The sequence below is a fragment of the Sphingosinithalassobacter tenebrarum genome, from assembly GCF_011057975.1.
GTDB classification, from domain to species: Bacteria; Pseudomonadota; Alphaproteobacteria; order Sphingomonadales; family Sphingomonadaceae; genus Sphingomonas; species Sphingomonas tenebrarum.
In genome coordinates, this window is sequence record NZ_CP049109.1 from 1,382,015 (window position 1) to 1,400,234 (window position 18,220).

Sequence of the window (18,220 nt, forward strand, 5' to 3'; positions counted from 1 at the left end):
CGCGGCGTGTTCGAAAACGGGAAGTGAAATGGAAGTTAAGCTCGCGGAGTCCTCTGAAAGTTCGTTTGCAGACCTTTTCCTGCGCGTGCGCGATACCATTCGCCGTCGCTGGTGGGTCATGGCGCTGATTGCCGCAGCGGTGTTCGTCGCAGGCGCAATTTACGTCTATTCGCTCACGCCTCGCTATTACAGCCAGGCTCGCGTTCGAATCGATCCTTCCCGCGATCCGCTGGCAGCGAGTGAGAAGTCGGAACGGGCGACGCTGAGCGATGAGGCAATTCAGACCGAGGTCTCTTCCTTCTATTCGCTCAATCTCGGCCGTTCGGTCGTGCGCGAGCTCGGGCTCGTCGACGATCCTGACTTTTATTCGCCGCCCAAGGAGGATGGGCCGCAGATGACTGCGGAGGAACGGGAGATCGCCGTCGCGAATGCCGTGCTCGGCAAGCTGGGTGTCTATCGCGAAGGGCAGACCTACATTCTCGGCGTAGGATTCGAATCGGTCGATCCCGTAAAGGCGGCGCGGATCGCGAATGCCTTCGCCAGCAACTATATCCAGGGCGAAGTGGGAGACCGTACCGCGGTCGCCGCGCGCCAGGCGCAATGGTTTCGCCAGCGCATCGCCGAGCTCAGCGCCGAAGTGCGCGCGGCGGATGCCGAAGTGGCGCGTTTCCGTGCCGAACATGGGCTTTTGCAGGGCAATACCGAAGGGTTCAGCGCCGGCACCGTTACCGATCAGCAGGTCGCGCCGCTAGCCGGAAGCCTGGCGCAGGCCGAATCCGAGGCGGCGCAGGCGCGTGCCGAGTTGGCGGCGGCGCGTCGTCAGATGGCGCGCCGTGATTGGGGGGCCATTTCCGGCGTGCTGCAATCGGGAGTGATCGCGACGCTGCGTGCCCAGCGTGCGGAAGTGGTGCGCCACATCTCCGAGGTTACTGCTCGCTATGGCGACCGGTACGTCGATACGATTCAGGCTCGCGAACAGCTGGAGCAGATCGACGAACAGATACTTCAGGAGGCGCGTCGCATCGTGGGGTCGCTGGAATCCCGGGCCGCGGCGGCGCAGGCGCGTGTCGACAGCCTGCGATCCTCGCTTGGACAGCTTGAATCCGAACGGGCCGAAGATACCCGCGCCAGCGTGATTGCGGAAAGCTTGGAACGCGAAGCCGAGGCAAAGCGTGCACTTTACGAACACACGATCGAGCAATCGATGGCCAGTACGCAGGCTGCGCAGAACCAGATGTCGGCGGCGGCGATCGTCGACCGGGCCGAACCGCCCTCGCAACCCAGCTTCCCCAACAAGCCGCTCTTCCTGATGCTGGCGCTTTTCGCGGGCATTGCTGCGGGTGGTGGTGTGATCGCCTTCCAGGAAATCATGTCGGTCGGTATGCGCTCCGCGGAAGAAATCGAGGATCTGCTTGGCCTGCCGATCCTCGCCGCAATTCCGCGGGTGAACGATCCCAACCCGGCGGATCAGCTGATCGAAGCTCCGACTTCCTTCTTCTCCGAATCCTATCGTATCGCGCGGGCGGCCCTGCTCACCGGGCAGAACGAGAGCGAGGCGCAGGTTATCGCCATTTCGTCGGCGATCCCGGGGGAAGGCAAGACGACCACCGCGCTTGCTTTCGCACGAACTCTGGCAAATGCCGGAAGCCGTACGCTGCTGCTGGAGTGCGACATTCGTCGTGCGGCGCTGAGTCAGCTGGTTCCGCTGCGCAAGGGAATTCCGGGTACGGTGGAAATCCTGCGCCAGGAAGCCACGGTGGACGAAGCGATCCAGCCGAGCAATTTCGAGCTGCTGGACCATCTGCTCGTCCGCGAGCCCTATTATACGTCGGAAAATCTTTTCGGCGGTGGCCGCATGCAGCAGCTCCTGGCCGAGGTTCGCAAGCGCTACGATCATATCGTGCTCGATCTGCCGCCGCTGGTGGGCCTGGCCGACGGCCGCTTCATTGCCGCGATGGCGGATGTCAACGTGATGGTGATCAAGTGGAACGATACGCCGGCAAAGCTTGCCCGTCAGGCGGTTGCGACCGTCCGTAGCGATGGTGCGAACGTCGGCGGCGCAATCGTCACGATGGTGGACTCGTCGGCCGAAATGGTCGGAGGACATTATTATCTGCAGCGCTATTCGGCCTATTATCAACAGAAGGGCGAATAGGCCTTTCCATTCGCCCTTCTGCGCGAACGGTAGATGACGTCCCGATGCGGATGATGCCCCGCCTTGGCGCCGGTGCCGCGAATTTGAGCCGATACGGCTTCGCGATCGGCGGGCCGGCGGGAGCGGCGGCGGCGCAATTCCTGCTTTCGCTGGTGTTGCTGCAGCAGCTGGCGCCCGACGGCTTCGGACGATATTCGTTCCTCCTGATCGCGTCGCAGTTCACACTCGGGATATGGACGGCGCTGTTCTGTGCACCGTTGCCCACCATCCTGACGCGATGTGAGGATAGCCAGCGAGCCATGCTGCACGGCATCCTGTCGCTGAGCATGGCGGGTTCGCTCGCAGTGGCGATCGTCTTTTCCGCGCTTGCCCTGTTGATGGGAGAAGACGGGTGGGGCGCTGCTGCCTATGGCGCCTTTACCGGCCTGGCATTGCTGCGCTGGTTCGCCCGCGCGCATTCCTACAGCATATCGCGCCGGCAGCGTGATGTCGTGGTATCGGATTTTGTCTATACTGCGGTGCTGCTGATCGGCGTGCTCGCCACGGCGCAAGGCGTGTTCGGGCTGGGCAGCGCCTATCCCTTCACGCTGTTCCTTGCCGCCGCCTTCTGCGCTCTCTTTCCCTTTATACGCTCTTCGTTGCGCATGCAGCTTCGCTCCCTGCGGCAGCGGATACCGCGTTCCTATCGCGGCGTCTGGAGCGAGTATGGCCGGTGGTCGATCCTGGGCGTGGTGACGACGGAACTCACCGCCAACGGTCATGCCTATCTCGTGGCGACTCTTGTCGATCCGGCGGCATTCGCCCCGATCGCCGCCAGCGGCCTCCTCGTCCGCCCCACCGCAGTCGCGATCAACGCGCTTTTCGAATATGAACGCCCGCGTTTCGCCATTGCGATCGCCGAGGCGAATCTGGCGCGGATCGGCTGGTTGCGATGGTCCAGCCGGGGAATCATCGCTGCCATCTGGGTGGGCACCGGTATCGTCGCGGCGACGCTGCTGCTTGCCGCTCCGGGTTTTCTGATCCCGGAAGGCTATTCCTATTCGAGCATCGTTGCCGGAGCCATACTCTGGATGGCCACTGTGGCGTTCCGCATCGTGCGGCTGCCCGAAGCCGTACTCCTGCAAGCTTCGGGCGCGTTCAGGGAGCTTGCGGTGGTCGGCATGATCGCTGCGCCGGTCACTTGTATCGGCGTTACGATTGCCTTGTCGATTGCCGAGCCGGTCTGGTCGCTCGTCGGCGTCGTCGCGGGTGAATTGTTAAGTGCGCTGCTGATCTTTCGCGCGGCCGGCCGCTGGCACCGAAATCAAAAGGGCGGAGCGAACGAACGGAGCGAAGCGGGCAACGGGGGCGTTGTGGGCGGATGACCGTGACCGTCGGCATAAAGGCGTTGAACGAGGAGGCGCATATCGCTGATGCGATTCGCAGTGCGCTTGCCGCCGTTGCGCCGCTGAACGGTGAAGTTGTTCTGGCTGACAGCGGGTCGTCCGATGCCACCATCGCGATTGCGCGCCGGTTTCCCATTCGCATCGTCCAGCTGCGCAATCCTGCGGATGCGTGTTGCGGCGCCGGTGCCCAGCTCGCCTTCCAGACTGTCGATACCGAGTTTTTCTACCTCCTCGACGGGGATATGACGCTCGATCCCGATTTCCTGCCCGCCGCAATCGCGTTGATGCGCAAGCGCAATGATCTTGCCGGCGTGGGCGGGCTGATGACCGAGCATAATGCAGGAACACAGGAATTCCGCATCCGTGTGGCCGAAATGCGCAAGTGGAAGGCCGGCGATGTCGCCTGGCTCGATGGCGGCGGACTGTATCGAACGAAAGCCATATGCGAGGTCGGGTATCTCGCCGATCGCAATCTGAAATCCTTCGAGGAGTTCGATCTCGGTGCGCGGTTGCATGCCAAGGGGTGGCGGCTCGCGCGCATTGCTGTCAACGCCACCGAGCATACCGCGCATGGCGGCGGCGGCTATCGTCTCATGATCCGCAGACTGAAATCGGGGCAGATGACCGGTAGTGGCGGTGTGATCCGGGCATCGCTGGAAGGGGGCTATTTCCCCTTCGTGGCTCGCAGGCTGGGCCATCTGCGCAGCGCACTGGCCGTGCTGTGCTGGTGGTTGGCGATATTGGCGGCGGCAAGCTACTGGCCGCTCGGGCTTGTTCCGCTCCTGCTCGTGCCGTTGGTGTTTCTCACCTGGCGCCGCCGGTCGCTCAACCTTGGCCTCTATTCCTTCGTCTACTGGAATGCGAGCGCGGCAATGACGCTGCTGGGCATGGTCCGGCCGCGTAAATCTCCCCGCGATCCGCTTTCCGTTCGTGTCATTGCGTCGGATGAGCAATAGGCGGCGCCACCGAATCGAGAAGCGCTTCGATTTTGCGGATCGGTTGTTCCCACTGATAGTCGCCGCGCACCTGCGTGCGCAGGGCGGACCTTTCGGTGCGAAGCACCTGCACGTCCCGAGCGGCAATCCAGTCGACAACATCCGCCACGGCATTGCCGGCAACGGCCAGTCCGGCATAACGCTCGACCATCTCGCACGGGCCGGGCAGTTCGTGAACCACCGGTACGACCCCGACCGCTAGGGCCTCGAGTACTATCAGCGGGAAACAGTCGAGCGTCGAAAGATGCACCAGCACGTCGGTATCGTTCAGCAGCGCAGCCATTTCGCTTTCGTCGGCCCAGGAGCATATCGTCACGTGACCGGCCAGCCCGGCGGCATCGATCTCGCTTTCGATGCGCGCCATTGTCGATGCGTCACCTCTTCCAATCATTGTTGCACGGAAAGGCAGGCCCTTCGCGTGTAGCGCGGCGCATATTTCGACGAAGCGAAAACTGCCCTTTTGCTCGGAAAACCGGGCGGCGTGCAGCAAGGTGAGAGTAGCCGGACCCTCGGAAGGGGGCGACGACAGCTCGAATATGCTGCGCGGCAGGAACGTTCCGATCGACGCGCGTTTTGTCCTTTCCGGCAACGTTATATCGCTCGGCTGGCGATCAAAGAGCAGCGCCAGCCGGTCGGCACGGGCGAGCGCGAAACGCACGAAAGGTGTCCGGCGGGCCCAGCGTTCAATCGTGAAGTTGCGACCGTAATGCGGCGTGACGATCACCGGGAGACCGATCAGCCTTGCCCAGCCGATGTAAAGCAGATCGGGCAGATTCGTCACCTGGATCCATACCGCGGCGGCGCCCTTGCGCTTCGCTTGGCGGAGCCTGCGCATTCCGGCGGCTATCCGGCCGAGAGTCGCAGGACGCGCAAAGGCCGTGTCCGCTGCGATCCATTCGACATCCCAGCTTCGGGAATGTTGTTCGAAGGCGGTGCATGCGCGCTCGCAGAAAGATTCGACGCCGCCGCGGTGCTGCATTGTTCCGCCCAACAGGCACACCAATCTGCGGCGCGCGCCCATATCAGCGGCCTCCCGGCTCTCCCTGGCTCCGCATTTCGGTGCCGCGCCGATTGGCCCAGGCGAGGAGGTCGGCGCCGGAGGATTTGAGCCGGCGCCCACGGCGCGACGCAGCCAGCGCCCAGATTAGCCCGATGGCGATCATCAGAAAGACCTGGCCCAGCGTGTCGCGATCGAACAGGCTCGATTCAGAGCCGTTATGGCCGATCAGAAAGACGAGCAATGCACTGATCAGCGCGGTCGGCATGCCTTCTGCCTGGCGTGTATTGAACAGTTTCGCGAAAGGAAGGATCAGCGTCGCCACCAATACGATGGCGAGACCGGGCAGGCCGATCTGGACGATCAGATCGAGATAGCCGTTATGGCCCTGTCGCACCGTCATGACCCAGTCGATGGCATATCGATAGATCGGACTGCGTTCGCCGATATTCCAGAAAGATCCGTAGCCCGAACCGGTGAACGGCCTGGTTCGCGCGTAATGGATCATCGCATTCCAGATCTGCGTGCGGCCCGTAAAGGCGGTCGGGTCGTTCAGGCTGGCGCGCAGCGGATCGATCGCGACGTTGATGAACATTGCGCCCACCATCAGCACGATCATGAGCAGCGCCAGAAGAATGCCCCGATACCGCACCTTGTAGCGCTGCAGGATGAAGCCGAAGACGATCGCCGCGATGCCGACACCCAGGGAGGTTCGCGAACTGCTCATGAGCAGGAAGTAGATGGCTGCGCCGATGATCGCGAAGCGCACCAGCTGGGGCAGCTTGCCCCTGTAATACAGGTAGAAGATCACGGTCAGCGCGGAGGTCATGCCGGCGATATTCTTGTGCCCCATGATCCCGCGCCAGTCGTCGATAAGCGAGTTGTCGCCCAGTTCGTTGGCTCTGTGGATGCCGAAATCCGGCCAGAAATATACCGCCGCGAAATTGCCGATCAGAACCAGAAGCAGCGCCAGGCGAATCACGCCGACGGTCCTGTCAAATCCCATCTGCCGCACCAGGACAAAAACCGTCCAGATAATCAGCGTGGTCAGAATGAGACGGCGAAGCGCAATGTCGGGCGCGATCGCCCAGGTCACGCTCAGCCAGCACCACCCCAGTGCAACGATGATGGAAACGGGGACGACCGTAAGGCGCCAGGGTTTGCGGAACCCGTCTGCGGCGAGAAAGGCCAGACCCGCGATCACGACATAGCCTACCTGCCGGATGAAGGAGCCGCTTCCCTCGGCATCATCGCGACCGAACGTCATCAGCGGGCCGAGCAGCGTGAAGGTGAGGAGCGCGAAAAAGCAGAGCGAAGCCAACGCCCGTTCGACTGGTGTCGCACCGACGGCGGCCTGCTTCGGATTTTCGGTTTGAGCGCTAGAACCGGAAGCCGGCTGTGTTGCCATTCGAAGTTCCCCGCTGACGTGCGACTCGATTAGTGGTGATTATTTGATCCGGCGGTTGAAAGGGCAACCGTCAAACACGCTGTCCCAAACGCACCTTTTCAATGAACTCACCGACAGTGGTGCGCAAGCGCAGTCGTTCCGGGTTTTCGGGAAGCGGCGCCGGCGGGGGGAGCGGGTGGCCGATCAGCAGCTTGCGCAGCTCTTCCTCATCGCGTGCCACGTGGATTCCCTCGCGACCTTCGAGGGTCTGGATCGTGGCGAGCTGGTGGTCGTTGCGATGCTCGCGCAGCGTGGAAAGTCTGGGGAACAGGATCAACGGCTTCAGGTGTCGCTGCGCCATCACGACTGTGCCTATTCCCGCATGCGAGACGATAAACGATGCCTCTTCGATCATCGTTTCGAACTCGATCGGATCGACGACGCTGCGCCACTTCATGTTCTTCGGTTCATAGCTGCTCGCGCCGATCTGCGCGAAGACCGCTTCGGACAGTTCGGGTGCGATCGTGTCGACCAGGCGCACAAGGCGGTCGAACGGCAACTGGGTTCCAACCGTCAGGAGGATCACAAAAGGCTTCCCCCGTAGAGAACGTCGCGGCCATCGGCGAGATGGGGCCATTGTGCCAGCCACAAGGTCGAAAAGGGCTTGGCGAAGCGGCCGCTCAGCGAGGGACCATCGGAATTGGCAACACTGTCGATCCAGATGGTCTTGGCGCCCAGAAGGCGCGCGCCGATCAGGCAGAAGAGACCGGGCAGCGCGCCCGTGGTGACCAGGAGATTCGGACGGCTTTTCCAGACCAGCCGAAAGCTGTGCCAAAGGCTGCGCAGCGATTTCGAGGGCTGGTCGCGATTGCAATCGGGCAGCACGCGAACGCCGACAAGTCCGTCGCGAGTGCCGAGCTTGGCATTGGTCGTCACATAGATCGGGCTATAGCGGTCGAGCGCCGGGCGCAGAAGCATCAGTTCTTCCCAATGCCCGCCCCCCGATGCCACGGCCATGACCACAAAACGCTGGTCCGCTGCAGTTTGGAACCCTGTCTGATCGCTCATGATGCGTCCAGACACCCATATGCTGTCCGCGGTACCGGATTGGCCGTTGGCAAGATTCTCTCCCAGGGAATTCAGATGGACGGAAATTCCCTCGTGGTGTTTCTTCGCGAAAGCTACATCACATCGGTCCTGCCAAAGGCAAGAGAACAATTCCATTTCGGCGAAATTTTGAAGCTATCCCGATTATTTAAACGAGAAAGCAGAGAGGTGGGATGACCTCTGCCCCTGGTCGGGTCGATTTCCTCGGCTGCGATCGATTGGCTTGCGCAAAGCGCCTTCCTATGGAAGATTCCTCGTCCCGTCAGCCGCTATGCCGGAGCAATTGTTTGGCAAGATCCCCTTCGAAACGAAAAGGTGGAAAGGCAAGAGCGACAGCAGCGGGCGAACGCATCTATGCGATCGGGGATATCCACGGCCGCTACGATCTGCTCCGCGACTTGCTGCGCCGGATCGAGCAGCATTCGCGCGGGCTGCCCGAGCCGGAAGCGTTGCATGTCGTGCTGCTGGGAGACGTGATTGACCGCGGTCCGAACTCCGCGGAGGTGCTCGATTTCCTTTGGGACTGGTCGGAAAACACGACCGGCCAGATCATGCTGATGGGCAATCACGAGGAAATGCTGCTGCGGGTGTTGGACGGAGAATTGCGGCTGTTGCGGCCCTGGATGCATGTCGGCGGGAAGGAAACGGTCGAGAGTTTCGGCCTGGAGGAGTTTCATCGCCGCGATAACCCGGAGAAGTTCATCGCAGCGCTTCGCGAGGCAATTCCGTCAAAAATTGTCGAGTGGCTTCGAAAATGGCCGCTTTGTGCCCAATCGGGCGACTATTACTTCTGCCATGCCGGCGTGCGTCCCAAGGTGCCGCTCAATCGCCAGAAGCGAAACGACCTGATGTGGATCCGGGACGAATTTCTGAACTATGAAGGCGATCACGGCGCGGTCGTGGTACATGGGCATAGTATTTCGCCCGGCGTCGATATTCGTTCGAACCGGGTCGGGATCGACACCGGTGCCTATCAGACCGGCGTCCTTACCGCGCTCTATGTCGAGGACGAAGCGCGCGATACGGTGGCGACTGACCCCGATCAGCCGTCCGAACCGGAAAATGAAGCGGCCGATACCGAAGGGCAGCTTGCCGGCAGCCTCTTCGGCTCTCAGCCCTTGCTGGGCCGCAATACATAATATCCCTTTTCGCGCAGCAGGTTCTTTCCCAGACTGCGCACTGCGCCGGCGGCCGAACGGAGAAAAGAGGCCGGATTCGAAAGGTCGACCGATAGATTGCGGCGCCGCCGCTCTCCGATGATCTCCATACCGTGATCGTCAGCCAGCCGGGCGATCGCCGAACGCGGGAAACAATTGATGTGCTCGAGCGGCTGAACCGCGTTCCAGCTATAGTCGAGTGGCGTCAGCCGCTTGCCCGCGAGAACCTTTTCAAATGGCGATACAGTGGGGAAGGGGTGGCGCGCCAAAGCTGCTGCGACGGTGTCTCCGGGCGGTACCGCCAGTTTCATCAGCCCGGCGGTGACCCGGGAAAGGCGCCGGAAAAGATCCCCCGGGTCGGCGACATGTTCGAAAACCTGCTCGGTGTGCACGATATCGAAGCGCATCGTGTCGACCTCGGCGTCGGCGATTACCTCCGCACCGATCGATCGGGCCATTTCCCGTTTGGCTTCGCCGATTTCGGTCGTGAATACGCGGGCCCCCATGCCGCGAGCAACCCGCGCCCAGCGACCGTGCCCCGACCCGAAATCGAGCAGCGTGATATCGCCGGGATGTTTTCCCAGCCGTGAAAACAGCATCGCCAGTTCGTTGGCGATCTGTTGAAAACTGGCCAGTGTCAGCCGCTCATGCTCGACCTTCTCGAGAAAGGCGGGGTCGATCATCCGATCATAGATTTCGGACATCATCCGATCGTTCGGCGCGGCCCATTGCCATATCAGCCCGCATACGCCGCATTCCAGCAAGCGATAGTCCGTACCCTCGAGCAGCGACCAGTCGACTGTCCCCTGGGGATCGTGATGGCTCTGGAGAAGCGAACGAACGGGCGGTTCGGTCAGCGGTGAGGAAAACAGCTGCTTGCCATCGCCTGACGCGCAAACCGGACATCGGTCCCGTGCGATGAACAGATCGGTATTGATCACTCTCTGTGCCACTCCCCCAGGGCGTCAGCGATATTCGACTTCCCAGGACTGGATTTCGACCGACCCGAAGCCTTTGAGCGGCTCAACACCGATCGCGACGCCGTTAAACCATTCCTCGCCGCTGATCACCTTCTTCTCGCGCAGCCAGTGCAGCGCGGCCAGCATGTCGATCGAACCGAAATTCTTGTCGCCGCTGTCCGCTGGCGGCGCAAAGGTCAGAAACGCGTCCTGCAGGGTGACGTCCCAGACCCGCTTCTGGCCATCGGTATAGCGGCCGATCCGCTTGCCGGTCGCCAGAAATTTGCGTGTCTGTTTCGGAACGTGCAGAAACCATCCGATTTCCAGCGTTTTGGACGCATTGTCCTCCGGGTCGCTGCGCAGATAAAATTCGGTCAGCAATGTGGCTTCGCCGGTTGAGAAGGAGCCTGTCCAGGCATAGGTCTGCGACAGCAGCTCGATATCCTGCACTTGCTTGGCGGGAATCCGCACCTCGGGATGGCCGCCGTCGTAATTGCCATAGCCGATATGATCATAGCCCCAGATGCTCAGCCCGTTGCTTGGCGCGAAGGGCGGCCAGCGCCAGCTGATGCCGGTCTGCGCCGGAAAGGCAGAAGGGGTTATGTGTATCGTATCCGCATGGTTGCCCCATGAACGAAAAAGGCTGCTGCTTTCGGCACCCCACGGCGAGACATAGGCGAAATATTCGTTTTCCGAATACATGCGCCGCGCCTTCAGCTTCATGCGGCCGTCATCGAACAGCATCGGAAGAACGAAGACGGCGATCGCCAGCACGACAAGGACCACGGCAGCATAAACCGCCAGCTTGTTTTTCGTGAACAAGAAAGCCCCCCAAACTGCCCCGACCGGCGATCAAGCGTAAATCAAAAAGCGGCATCAGGCCAGATCGGCGAAGGGCGGGGCCGCTGCCGGCCGCTCAATAGGCCCTGTTGGATGCCAGTGCGTAGAAGGTTCGCAGGACGATCAGTACGTCGCGCCAGATCGACCAGCCATGAAGATATTCCAGATCGGCGTGCAGCCGTTTGGTCAGATCCTGCTCGCGCTCGGTATTGCCACGCAGGCCGCGCACCTGAGCAAGGCCGGTAAGGCCGGGCTTGACGGCATGGCGGTGCCAGTAGCGCGCATCGACTTCCCAGTAGAGTTTCTGGTTCGCGGTCGCCCCCAGCGCATGCGGGCGCGGGCCGACGATGCTCATCTGTCCCCACAGGACATTGAAGAGCTGCGGCAGTTCGTCGAGGCTGGTCCGCCGGATGAAACGCCCGACCCGCGTTACGCGCGCATCGTTCCGCGTTACCAGCTTGGACGCGTTGTGATCGAGCTGGCGCGTATGCATGCTGCGAAATTTCAGCATGCGGAACACGCGATTGCCGCGGCCGATCCGCTCCTGGATGAACAGCACCGCACCGGGGCTTTCCATCTTGATAGCGATTGCAACCACCAGCATCACCGGCGCCAGCAACACCAGCGCGAGCGATGCGGTGACGATATCGAAGCAGCGCTTCATGAATTCGTTGAACGGGCCGAGCGGTCCATCGGCAATTACGAGCGTGGGCGTCGTGCTGCTCGCCGAGATGGCGAGTGGTGCCAGCCCGGCCAGCTCGGGCGCGATGACTTCGCTGCGGATATTGGCGCCCTTCAGTGCATGCGCCCAGCGCTCGCGCCGCTCGGGCGCGCAGGCAATCACCACGCGATCCGCTCCGCCCAGCGCATTGGCGAGCCGATCGTACATTTTCGGGCAGTCGCTGTCGGGGTCCAGCCAGCTTTCGGCCGAGATCACCGACGTGAAATTGCCCGGCGGATGCGCAGTCGATCCGTCGGCGATCAGCACCGCGCTATAGGGTTCGCCGTGCAGGACGTGGCGCAGGACGCGAACGAACATCTCGCGCGAGAGGACAAGCAGCACCAGAACGAACAGCGATCCAACGGCGAAGTTCACGCGCGAGAAATCGTCGCTGATCTTCAGCAGGAAGACAGAAAGCGTGAGAATGCCGATGCTGGTGAAGAAGGCATTGAGCGCGCGCGGCGTTCCGACGCCGCGGAACAACAGGATTTCGCCGGAATAGGCGCGGCTCTTGGCGGCGCCGAGCAGATAGATCGGGAACAGCGCGGTCGCCATAGCGATCCAATGGCCATAATCGATGATGTTGTAGATCGCGGCCGCCAGAAAGAAGCCCAGATAGATCGAAACGATATCCGCCGCGATCAGCAGCAGCAGCAGGCGCTGGCGGAAGGTGCGCTTGGATTTCAGTGCGCCGGTGCCCGATGCCTGCGACTGTTCGGTCGCTATGGAGGAGTGGCGAAAAAGATAGTTCACGGAAGGATGCCCGGAAACATGGTGTTGACCGCAATGGCCGACGGCCGATGGCCCCCGGTGGACGAGCGGCAACTTCCCCGCAAGGGCTGTGCTTCCGATCCGCCAGCCAAAATCGGCCTCCCCACACCATTGCCATGCTCCGGGCCGAACGGTGTCCGCCGCGGAGTCCTATCGGGCTGGGTTTAACCGCTTTTCGCCGTGCGGCAAAGCGGGTTCGTGGCGGGGCGCTCCGATAAGAGACTAATCCCGATCAAGGATATATTCCTCCGGCAGCGGCGCGGGCCGTACCGCGCGGCCCGATGCGTCCTTGTTGTTCGAAGCGCTGATTCGGGCAGTGGTGCCGGCAAAGATAGGGGCGCCCGAATTGTCGGCGAGCGTCATGCGAACCCCCGGATCCGCTTCGCCGCGCACAACGACGGGGAGCGTCCCGCCTGCCGACCGGATGTCGTTGCCCGAAATCGTCGCCGCGCGCGACCATTGCGACAGCTGCGCCAGAACAGCGAAGGACGCTGCCGGCTGTTCGACGGCGGAACGGATTCGGTTGTCGGCGATGCGGATTTCCGCGGCGTTGGAGGAAATGAAACGGAACGGCCGATCGGCGGCGCGATTCATGGTGAAGAGATTGTTTTCCGCGATGACTCGGGTCGTTCTGCGATAGTTGAGGTCGCATTCGACATTTTCGAAGCGGTTGCCGCGCAGTTCCAGGCTGGTGAAATAGCTCGGGCGCATCACGCCGAACAGCGTTTCGCCTTTCCAGCGGAAGTCATTGTCGATCAGCTTTACCGTGATGGCGCCGTCGACCGCGCCGAACCCGGCGCTGCGCATGCCGAACAGGGCCCGGCCGGTCACCGCGCCGGCCCCCGGCGCGCCCAGCCGCTCATTGATCTTCTCGCCGGTGCCGTCCTGAACGCCGACATTGTTGCGGAACAGAATGTTCTTCGCGGCGAAGAAGGTGGCGAAACAATAGTTTCCGGCATGCTCGACATAATTGTCATAGGCGACGGCGTCGAAACAGCCTTCGAAATCGATGCCGATGTCGCTGATCATGCTGACATGGTTTCGGGCGACGACGATATGCTGGCCGTTATTGCCGTATACGCCGCCATTGGCGTGCGAGATGACATTGTCGGCGGCATAGACGTCGCGCACGCGGCGCAGATGGCGCGGATCGCCGCCTTCGTCGCGCCGTCCGCCGCCGCCCCACCAGCTGATATTGGCGAAACGGCCCACATTGTGCGCGGCGGCGACACGGCGCGTGAATTCGAAGCGCGCGATCTGGGACATGTAGCTTTCGCCGTCGACGTCGTTGTCATAGACGAACAGCCCTTCGCAAAGATCGTCGGTGGAGGTCGCTGAAAAGCCGGCGAGCACGGCGGGGTCCTCCTGGATCGTGCCGCGCGCGCGACGATAGAGGCCGAGCCGCTGGCGGGCGTGATGCATGCCCACCAGCCCCATGCGCCGTGCCGAACAGCGCGTTACGCTGACATCGCACAGATTGTAGCCGCGCAGCGCCTTGCCATGCGCGCGCTTTCCTTCGGGCCGGTCGAAATGGAGATTGTCGAACCGGACGCCGGTCAGGAACCGGGCCGGGTCGTCGCTCTCCGGGTAGGCGCGAAAGAGATCGCGGTCCCGTTGTTCGCAGCGGATGGTGGGGCGCTCGCCCATTCCGACGATCGTCACGGGCGCGGCGATCCGCAGCTGCCGGGTGATGCGCATGACCGTGGTCCCCGATCCCGGGATCAGCAGCACGCGCGCACCCGAAGCGAGCGCCCGTTCCATCGCGTCGCTATCGTCGCTCCTGCCGTCCAGCCTTGCGCCGAAGCGGCGGATATCGGTGCCGTGCGCACCGGCATCAGCTGCGATCCGCGCATAGAGGTCGGCGCGGGTGGGGGCCCATTGCGGCCAGTCGGCGGCCTCGCTCGCGGGAGGCGCGCGTCGCGAACCGAGCAGCAATGTCACCGCCCCGGCGGCGGGGATCTGCAACAATGAACGGCGGGCAATCGGCATCGGACGTTCCTCGTACTTCCTGGACGGCTTCCCCGGTTGCACATATGCCGCGCGGGTTGACCTGTTGCCCTGCTATGGCATTGAACCCGCGGGGACAAAAAGGACCGCGTGGTGACTCCATCTCATATGCGAACCGGTACGACGATGGGGGGCGCCCGCCGAAAGCCCGGCAATCTTCTGATTTATACCGGTTTCATCCTGTTGGTACTGTTCAATATCGGCATGCCCAAGGGAGGCATCGCCTATGGCGGCAGTCCGCTGACCTTCGGCTATCTGCTGTTCGCCGCGCTCGCGCCTGTCGCGCTGGTCGGGATGGTCGGGCTGCGCAACATCTCGCCGGTGGCGATCACGCACATGATGTTCGGATTCATCCCGATTGCGGCGCTGGCGATCTTCAAGCTGATGGGCGAGGGCGCGATGTTTGCGCTGCTCATCTACACGGTGTTGTTCGCGATCCTGCCGGCGCTGATGCTGGTGATCTATGCGCCGTATCTGGAGGCGCTGACCGACGAACAGATCGGCGTCGCGCTCAAATGGATTTTGCGCTTCGTGGTGGTGTGGGGGATATTCAACTTCATCCTGTTCGCGGTCAGCCGCAACTTCATCGAAATTCCCTATCTGACCGTGAATCCGCTCGATTCCGGGGAGATATACTCGAAGAACAACCGACGCGGCTTTCTGATGAAGCTCGTTTCCACGTACAATAACGGCAATATCTACGGCGTCTGCATGGCGATGCTGGGGCCGATCTATTTCCGGTTCGAAAAGTCGAAATTCTTCATTGCGGCATTCTGCGCCGCGATCATCCTGTCGCTCAGCCGTACCGCATGGTTCGCACTGGTGGCGATGACGGCCGGCATGATTCTGGTGGGCCAGCTCAGGCTGGTACGGTGGCAATTCTGGCTCGGCGGGCTGGCGGTGATCGCGCTGATCATAATCCTGCTGCCGATGATGGGGTGGACCACCGAACGCATCTACGATGCGCAGCTCGGCGGCCGGATGTTGCAGTGGGAACAGCTCGAATTCACGCTGTTCGGCGGTGACGACGTACGGATCAGCGAAGTGCTCTATGCCGGCATCTTCCAGAGTTTCGGGATGCTCGGTTCGATCACCGCGCTGGTCGCACTGTTCTTTCCGGTCGGGTTCGGCGTGATGAATCTGGCGCGGCTTTCGCCATTGCGGCGCTCGGCGCTGGTCGGGGTCGTCGCCTATCTGCTCGCCGCGGCATCCGACGCGGCTTTCATTTATCCGCCGGTGATGCTGATCTTCCTGTTCGTTACCGTGATGGTCTATCGCCGCGGCTATGTCGGCGCCGCATCGCCCGCGCGCGCCGATGTGCCGCGCCTTCCGCATTATGGCCCGGTTCCGCTGTCGCAGGCCGCGGGACTGGTCCGCTGAGCGTCATGGGGAAGCTGCGCTCGCTGTTCTCGCTCAAGCCCGAATCGCCCGACCTGCTCCATCTCGACATGTTGCGGGTGGCTGCTTGCTACTTCATCGTGCTGGTGCATTTCCGCATAAATTTCCTGTCCTTCACCGATCGGCCGCAACGGCTGTTCGACATTATCGAAGGCTTCTCGGTATCCGTTGACCTGTTCTTCGTGGTCTCCGGCTTCGTGATCGCTTGGGTCTATCGCGCGCGACTGGATACTCCCGGCAAATACGCCAACTTCATGCGAAAGCGCGTCGCGCGCCTCATCCCGCTGCACTGGGCGACATTGCTCTTTTTCGTGCTGGTCGGACTGATCACGTCGGTTACCGATTTCGAGCCGGGAAAGGCCGTCAAATATGACTGGAGCTGCCTGGTCCCCAATGCACTGCTGATCCAGAGCTGGGGCGTGTGCGGCGGCCCGTCGTTCAATACGGTGAGCTGGTCGATCAGCGCGGAGATGTTCCTCTATTTCATTTACCCGCTGCTGTTCTTCGTCGTGACGCGTACCCCGCTCGCCTATGCCGCCGGGCTGGTCGCCCTGCTGGCCTATCTCTATCTTGGCGGGCTGGAGCCTTTCTGGGTCGAGCGCACTCATGAATTGGGTGTGCTTCGCGCCGTTCCGGGCTTCGCACTCGGCGTGTTCCTCTTCCACTATCGCGAGCGACTGGCGGTCATTCCGGCGTCTTCGGCGCTGATGGTCGCGGCGATGCTGCTTTTCCTGACCGGCGTGTTTCTGGAATGGCACAAGGGCGTGCTGGTGCTGATCGCCTATTCTGTGGCGCTGTTCGGGGCGGCGGCCGACATGCGGGGCTATGTGCCGCGCTGGGTGCGGTTGCTGGCGCCGGCGGGACGACTTACTTATTCGCTCTACCTGCTGCACCCGATCGTCCAGACGGTGTTTCTCAACGTCATCGGCCGGAAGCTGCTGGGCCTCGAAGGCGTGATGCTCACCGCCTGGACGCTGGTCGGCTTTGGGGTCGCCGGGGTGCTGAGCATCCTCTCGCTCAAGCTGTTCGAAGAGCCGATGCGCAGGTGGCTGGCGGGAAGCAGGAGCCCGCGGTCGCCAAAGGCCGACCCGCGCGACGAGCGTTTCTCGATCTGAGTGCCAATCCGGTCGGTCAGGAGGGCTTTGCCGGTTCGGCCGGCGGAACGTGCGGCGGCGCCGTCGGATCGGCCGGCGTCGTCCTGCGTCTGCGCCGGAACAGGCGGAGCAGCGGGCGTTCGACGAAATGATAGGCCAGCGCGCTCGCGGCCAGCGTAGCCAGCGCGAGGATCACGAAGCTGATCTCGGCACCGAGCAGCGGGGCGATCCCGCTCGCCATCATCAGCTTGGTCGCGACCGACAGGATCGGTGTGTGGACGAGGTAGATGCTGTAGGAGGCATTGCCGAGGAACAATAGCGGCTTGCCGACCGATATCGGCCGTTCGCGCTCAAGCAGCACCAGCCCCGCGACGATCGCGAAACTGCCGAAGGAAAAGAGGAAGCGCGATTCCGGCGGCGCCATCCTGAAGACGACCAGTAGCCAGCCGATCGCGAATGCCGCGATCCCGGCGGGCAGGAACCAGCGCGCGCCGAACGGCCCCGATCGGCGGGCCAGCAGGAACACCGCCATGCCGAGCAGGAAATTGAGGTTGAACAGACTGCCGAGCACCCCGACGAAATCCTGATGCTGCTCGAAGGGGATCGACAGGCCGAGCGGATAGGAAAGCGCGACGAAGCCCATCCACAGCGCGAACGCCGCCATGCCCAGCGTGCGATGCGCGATCAGCAGCGCGAAAAAGGCATAGAACAGCACTTCGTGATAGAGCGACCAGGCCACCGACAGGGGCGGGGGAGCGCCGGTCGTGCGCACCAGGCTGAACGCATTGAACAGGTAGTTGGGATCGGGTGCGGCCGGGAATTCGCCGAATCCCAGCATCATCAGTGCGATGACGCCGATCAGATAGAACCAGTAGGGCGGATAGACGCGCGACCAGCGGCGGAATGCATAGGTGCCGATGCGATCGGGGCGGCCGATATCGGCATGATGGGCGTGCAGGATGATGAAGCCGCTCAGGACGAAGAAGATGTCCACTCCGACATAGCCGGCCGAAAAGGCGCTCCCGAAGGGCGCGGTGCCCAGATATTCCGCCTTTGCGAGGATAAGGTGCGTATGAAACAGCAGGACGAGGATCGCCGCCGCCGCGCGCAAGGCCTGTATCGACTGAAGCATATCCGTCCCCCACCGGCGTCATGCGCTGCGCCGCGCGCCTCGTCTATCGCGTTCGCACGGCTTTCTCCAGCGGCGAACCGTGCCATCGAAGCGCTGGCTATACCGGCAGGATGCT

Annotated in this window: 15 protein-coding genes; 6 read left to right on the plus strand and 9 right to left on the minus strand. The window is 62.3% G+C overall.

The features are described 5' to 3' along the window. Positions 1–85: 85 nt before the first annotated feature. Genes G5C33_RS06815 through G5C33_RS06825 form a run of 3 tightly spaced genes read left to right on the plus strand, consistent with a single transcriptional unit; the run spans position 86 to position 4,496 of the window. Entirely contained in the window at positions 86–2,155 is a 2,070-nt protein-coding gene (locus tag G5C33_RS06815; RefSeq protein WP_165326523.1) for a GumC family protein, read from the plus strand. Positions 2,156–2,199: 44 nt separating this feature from the next. Then, positions 2,200–3,519: a hypothetical protein gene (locus tag G5C33_RS06820; protein WP_165326524.1), complete on the plus strand. Its 1,320-nt coding sequence runs from the start codon at positions 2,200–2,202 to the stop codon at positions 3,517–3,519. After that, positions 3,516–4,496, plus strand: coding sequence for a glycosyltransferase family 2 protein (locus tag G5C33_RS06825; RefSeq protein ID WP_165326525.1), 981 nt, complete (start codon positions 3,516–3,518; stop codon positions 4,494–4,496). The genes G5C33_RS06820 and G5C33_RS06825 overlap by 4 nt, the downstream gene beginning before the upstream one ends. Here G5C33_RS06825 and G5C33_RS06830 read toward each other — a convergent pair. The 4 genes from G5C33_RS06830 to G5C33_RS06845 form a co-directional block, all read right to left on the minus strand. After that, positions 4,474–5,556 carry a glycosyltransferase family 4 protein gene (locus tag G5C33_RS06830; RefSeq protein WP_165326526.1) on the minus strand — a complete coding sequence of 361 codons (1,083 nt, stop codon included), beginning with the start codon at positions 5,554–5,556 and terminating at the stop codon, positions 4,474–4,476. The two genes, G5C33_RS06825 and G5C33_RS06830, sit on opposite strands and share 23 nt — an antisense overlap. A 1-nt stretch (position 5,557) precedes the next feature. After that, a complete protein-coding gene (locus tag G5C33_RS06835; RefSeq protein WP_165326527.1) occupies positions 5,558–6,853 on the minus strand; it encodes an O-antigen ligase family protein in 1,296 nt (431 codons plus the stop codon). Positions 6,854–7,010: 157 nt separating this feature from the next. Further along, the gene (locus tag G5C33_RS06840) at positions 7,011–7,505 is read right to left on the minus strand and encodes a glycosyltransferase (RefSeq protein WP_165326528.1); all 495 of its coding nucleotides are present in this window, start codon (positions 7,503–7,505) and stop codon (positions 7,011–7,013) included. Then, positions 7,502–7,897, minus strand: a complete 396-nt coding sequence (locus G5C33_RS06845; protein WP_206518646.1) for a glycosyltransferase family protein — start codon at positions 7,895–7,897, stop codon at positions 7,502–7,504. The genes G5C33_RS06840 and G5C33_RS06845 overlap by 4 nt, the downstream gene beginning before the upstream one ends. Positions 7,898–8,313: 416 nt before the next feature. Here G5C33_RS06845 and G5C33_RS06850 point away from each other — a divergent pair, with 416 nt between their 5' ends. Then, positions 8,314–9,165 carry a metallophosphoesterase family protein gene (locus tag G5C33_RS06850; protein ID WP_228275218.1) on the plus strand — a complete coding sequence of 284 codons (852 nt, stop codon included), beginning with the start codon at positions 8,314–8,316 and terminating at the stop codon, positions 9,163–9,165. Here the strand turns inward: G5C33_RS06850 and G5C33_RS06855 are convergent. The 4 genes from G5C33_RS06855 to G5C33_RS06870 form a co-directional block, all read right to left on the minus strand. Then, positions 9,138–10,124, minus strand: a complete 987-nt coding sequence (locus tag G5C33_RS06855; protein WP_165326531.1) for a class I SAM-dependent methyltransferase — start codon at positions 10,122–10,124, stop codon at positions 9,138–9,140. The genes G5C33_RS06850 and G5C33_RS06855 overlap by 28 nt on opposite strands. Before the next feature lie 24 nt (positions 10,125–10,148). Next, the gene (locus G5C33_RS06860; RefSeq protein ID WP_165326532.1) at positions 10,149–10,964 is read right to left on the minus strand and encodes a hypothetical protein; all 816 of its coding nucleotides are present in this window, start codon (positions 10,962–10,964) and stop codon (positions 10,149–10,151) included. A 94-nt stretch (positions 10,965–11,058) separates the two neighbouring features. Next, positions 11,059–12,456: an exopolysaccharide biosynthesis polyprenyl glycosylphosphotransferase gene (locus G5C33_RS06865; RefSeq protein WP_165326533.1), complete on the minus strand. Its 1,398-nt coding sequence runs from the start codon at positions 12,454–12,456 to the stop codon at positions 11,059–11,061. Positions 12,457–12,696: 240 nt separating this feature from the next. After that, positions 12,697–14,463 carry a right-handed parallel beta-helix repeat-containing protein gene (locus tag G5C33_RS06870; protein WP_165326534.1) on the minus strand — a complete coding sequence of 589 codons (1,767 nt, stop codon included), beginning with the start codon at positions 14,461–14,463 and terminating at the stop codon, positions 12,697–12,699. A gap of 111 nt (positions 14,464–14,574) precedes the next feature. On the opposite strand from G5C33_RS06870, the gene G5C33_RS06875 reads away from it, so the two are divergent. Then, complete coding sequence (locus G5C33_RS06875; RefSeq protein ID WP_165326535.1) at positions 14,575–15,861, plus strand: hypothetical protein; 1,287 nt, start codon at positions 14,575–14,577, stop codon at positions 15,859–15,861. Positions 15,862–15,866: 5 nt separating this feature from the next. Next, entirely contained in the window at positions 15,867–16,994 is a 1,128-nt protein-coding gene (locus G5C33_RS06880; RefSeq protein WP_165326536.1) for an acyltransferase family protein, read from the plus strand. Positions 16,995–17,010: 16 nt separating this feature from the next. Here G5C33_RS06880 and G5C33_RS06885 read toward each other — a convergent pair whose 3' ends face one another. Next, positions 17,011–18,105, minus strand: a complete 1,095-nt coding sequence (locus G5C33_RS06885) for an acyltransferase family protein (protein ID WP_165326537.1) — start codon at positions 18,103–18,105, stop codon at positions 17,011–17,013. Positions 18,106–18,220 lie beyond the last annotated feature (115 nt).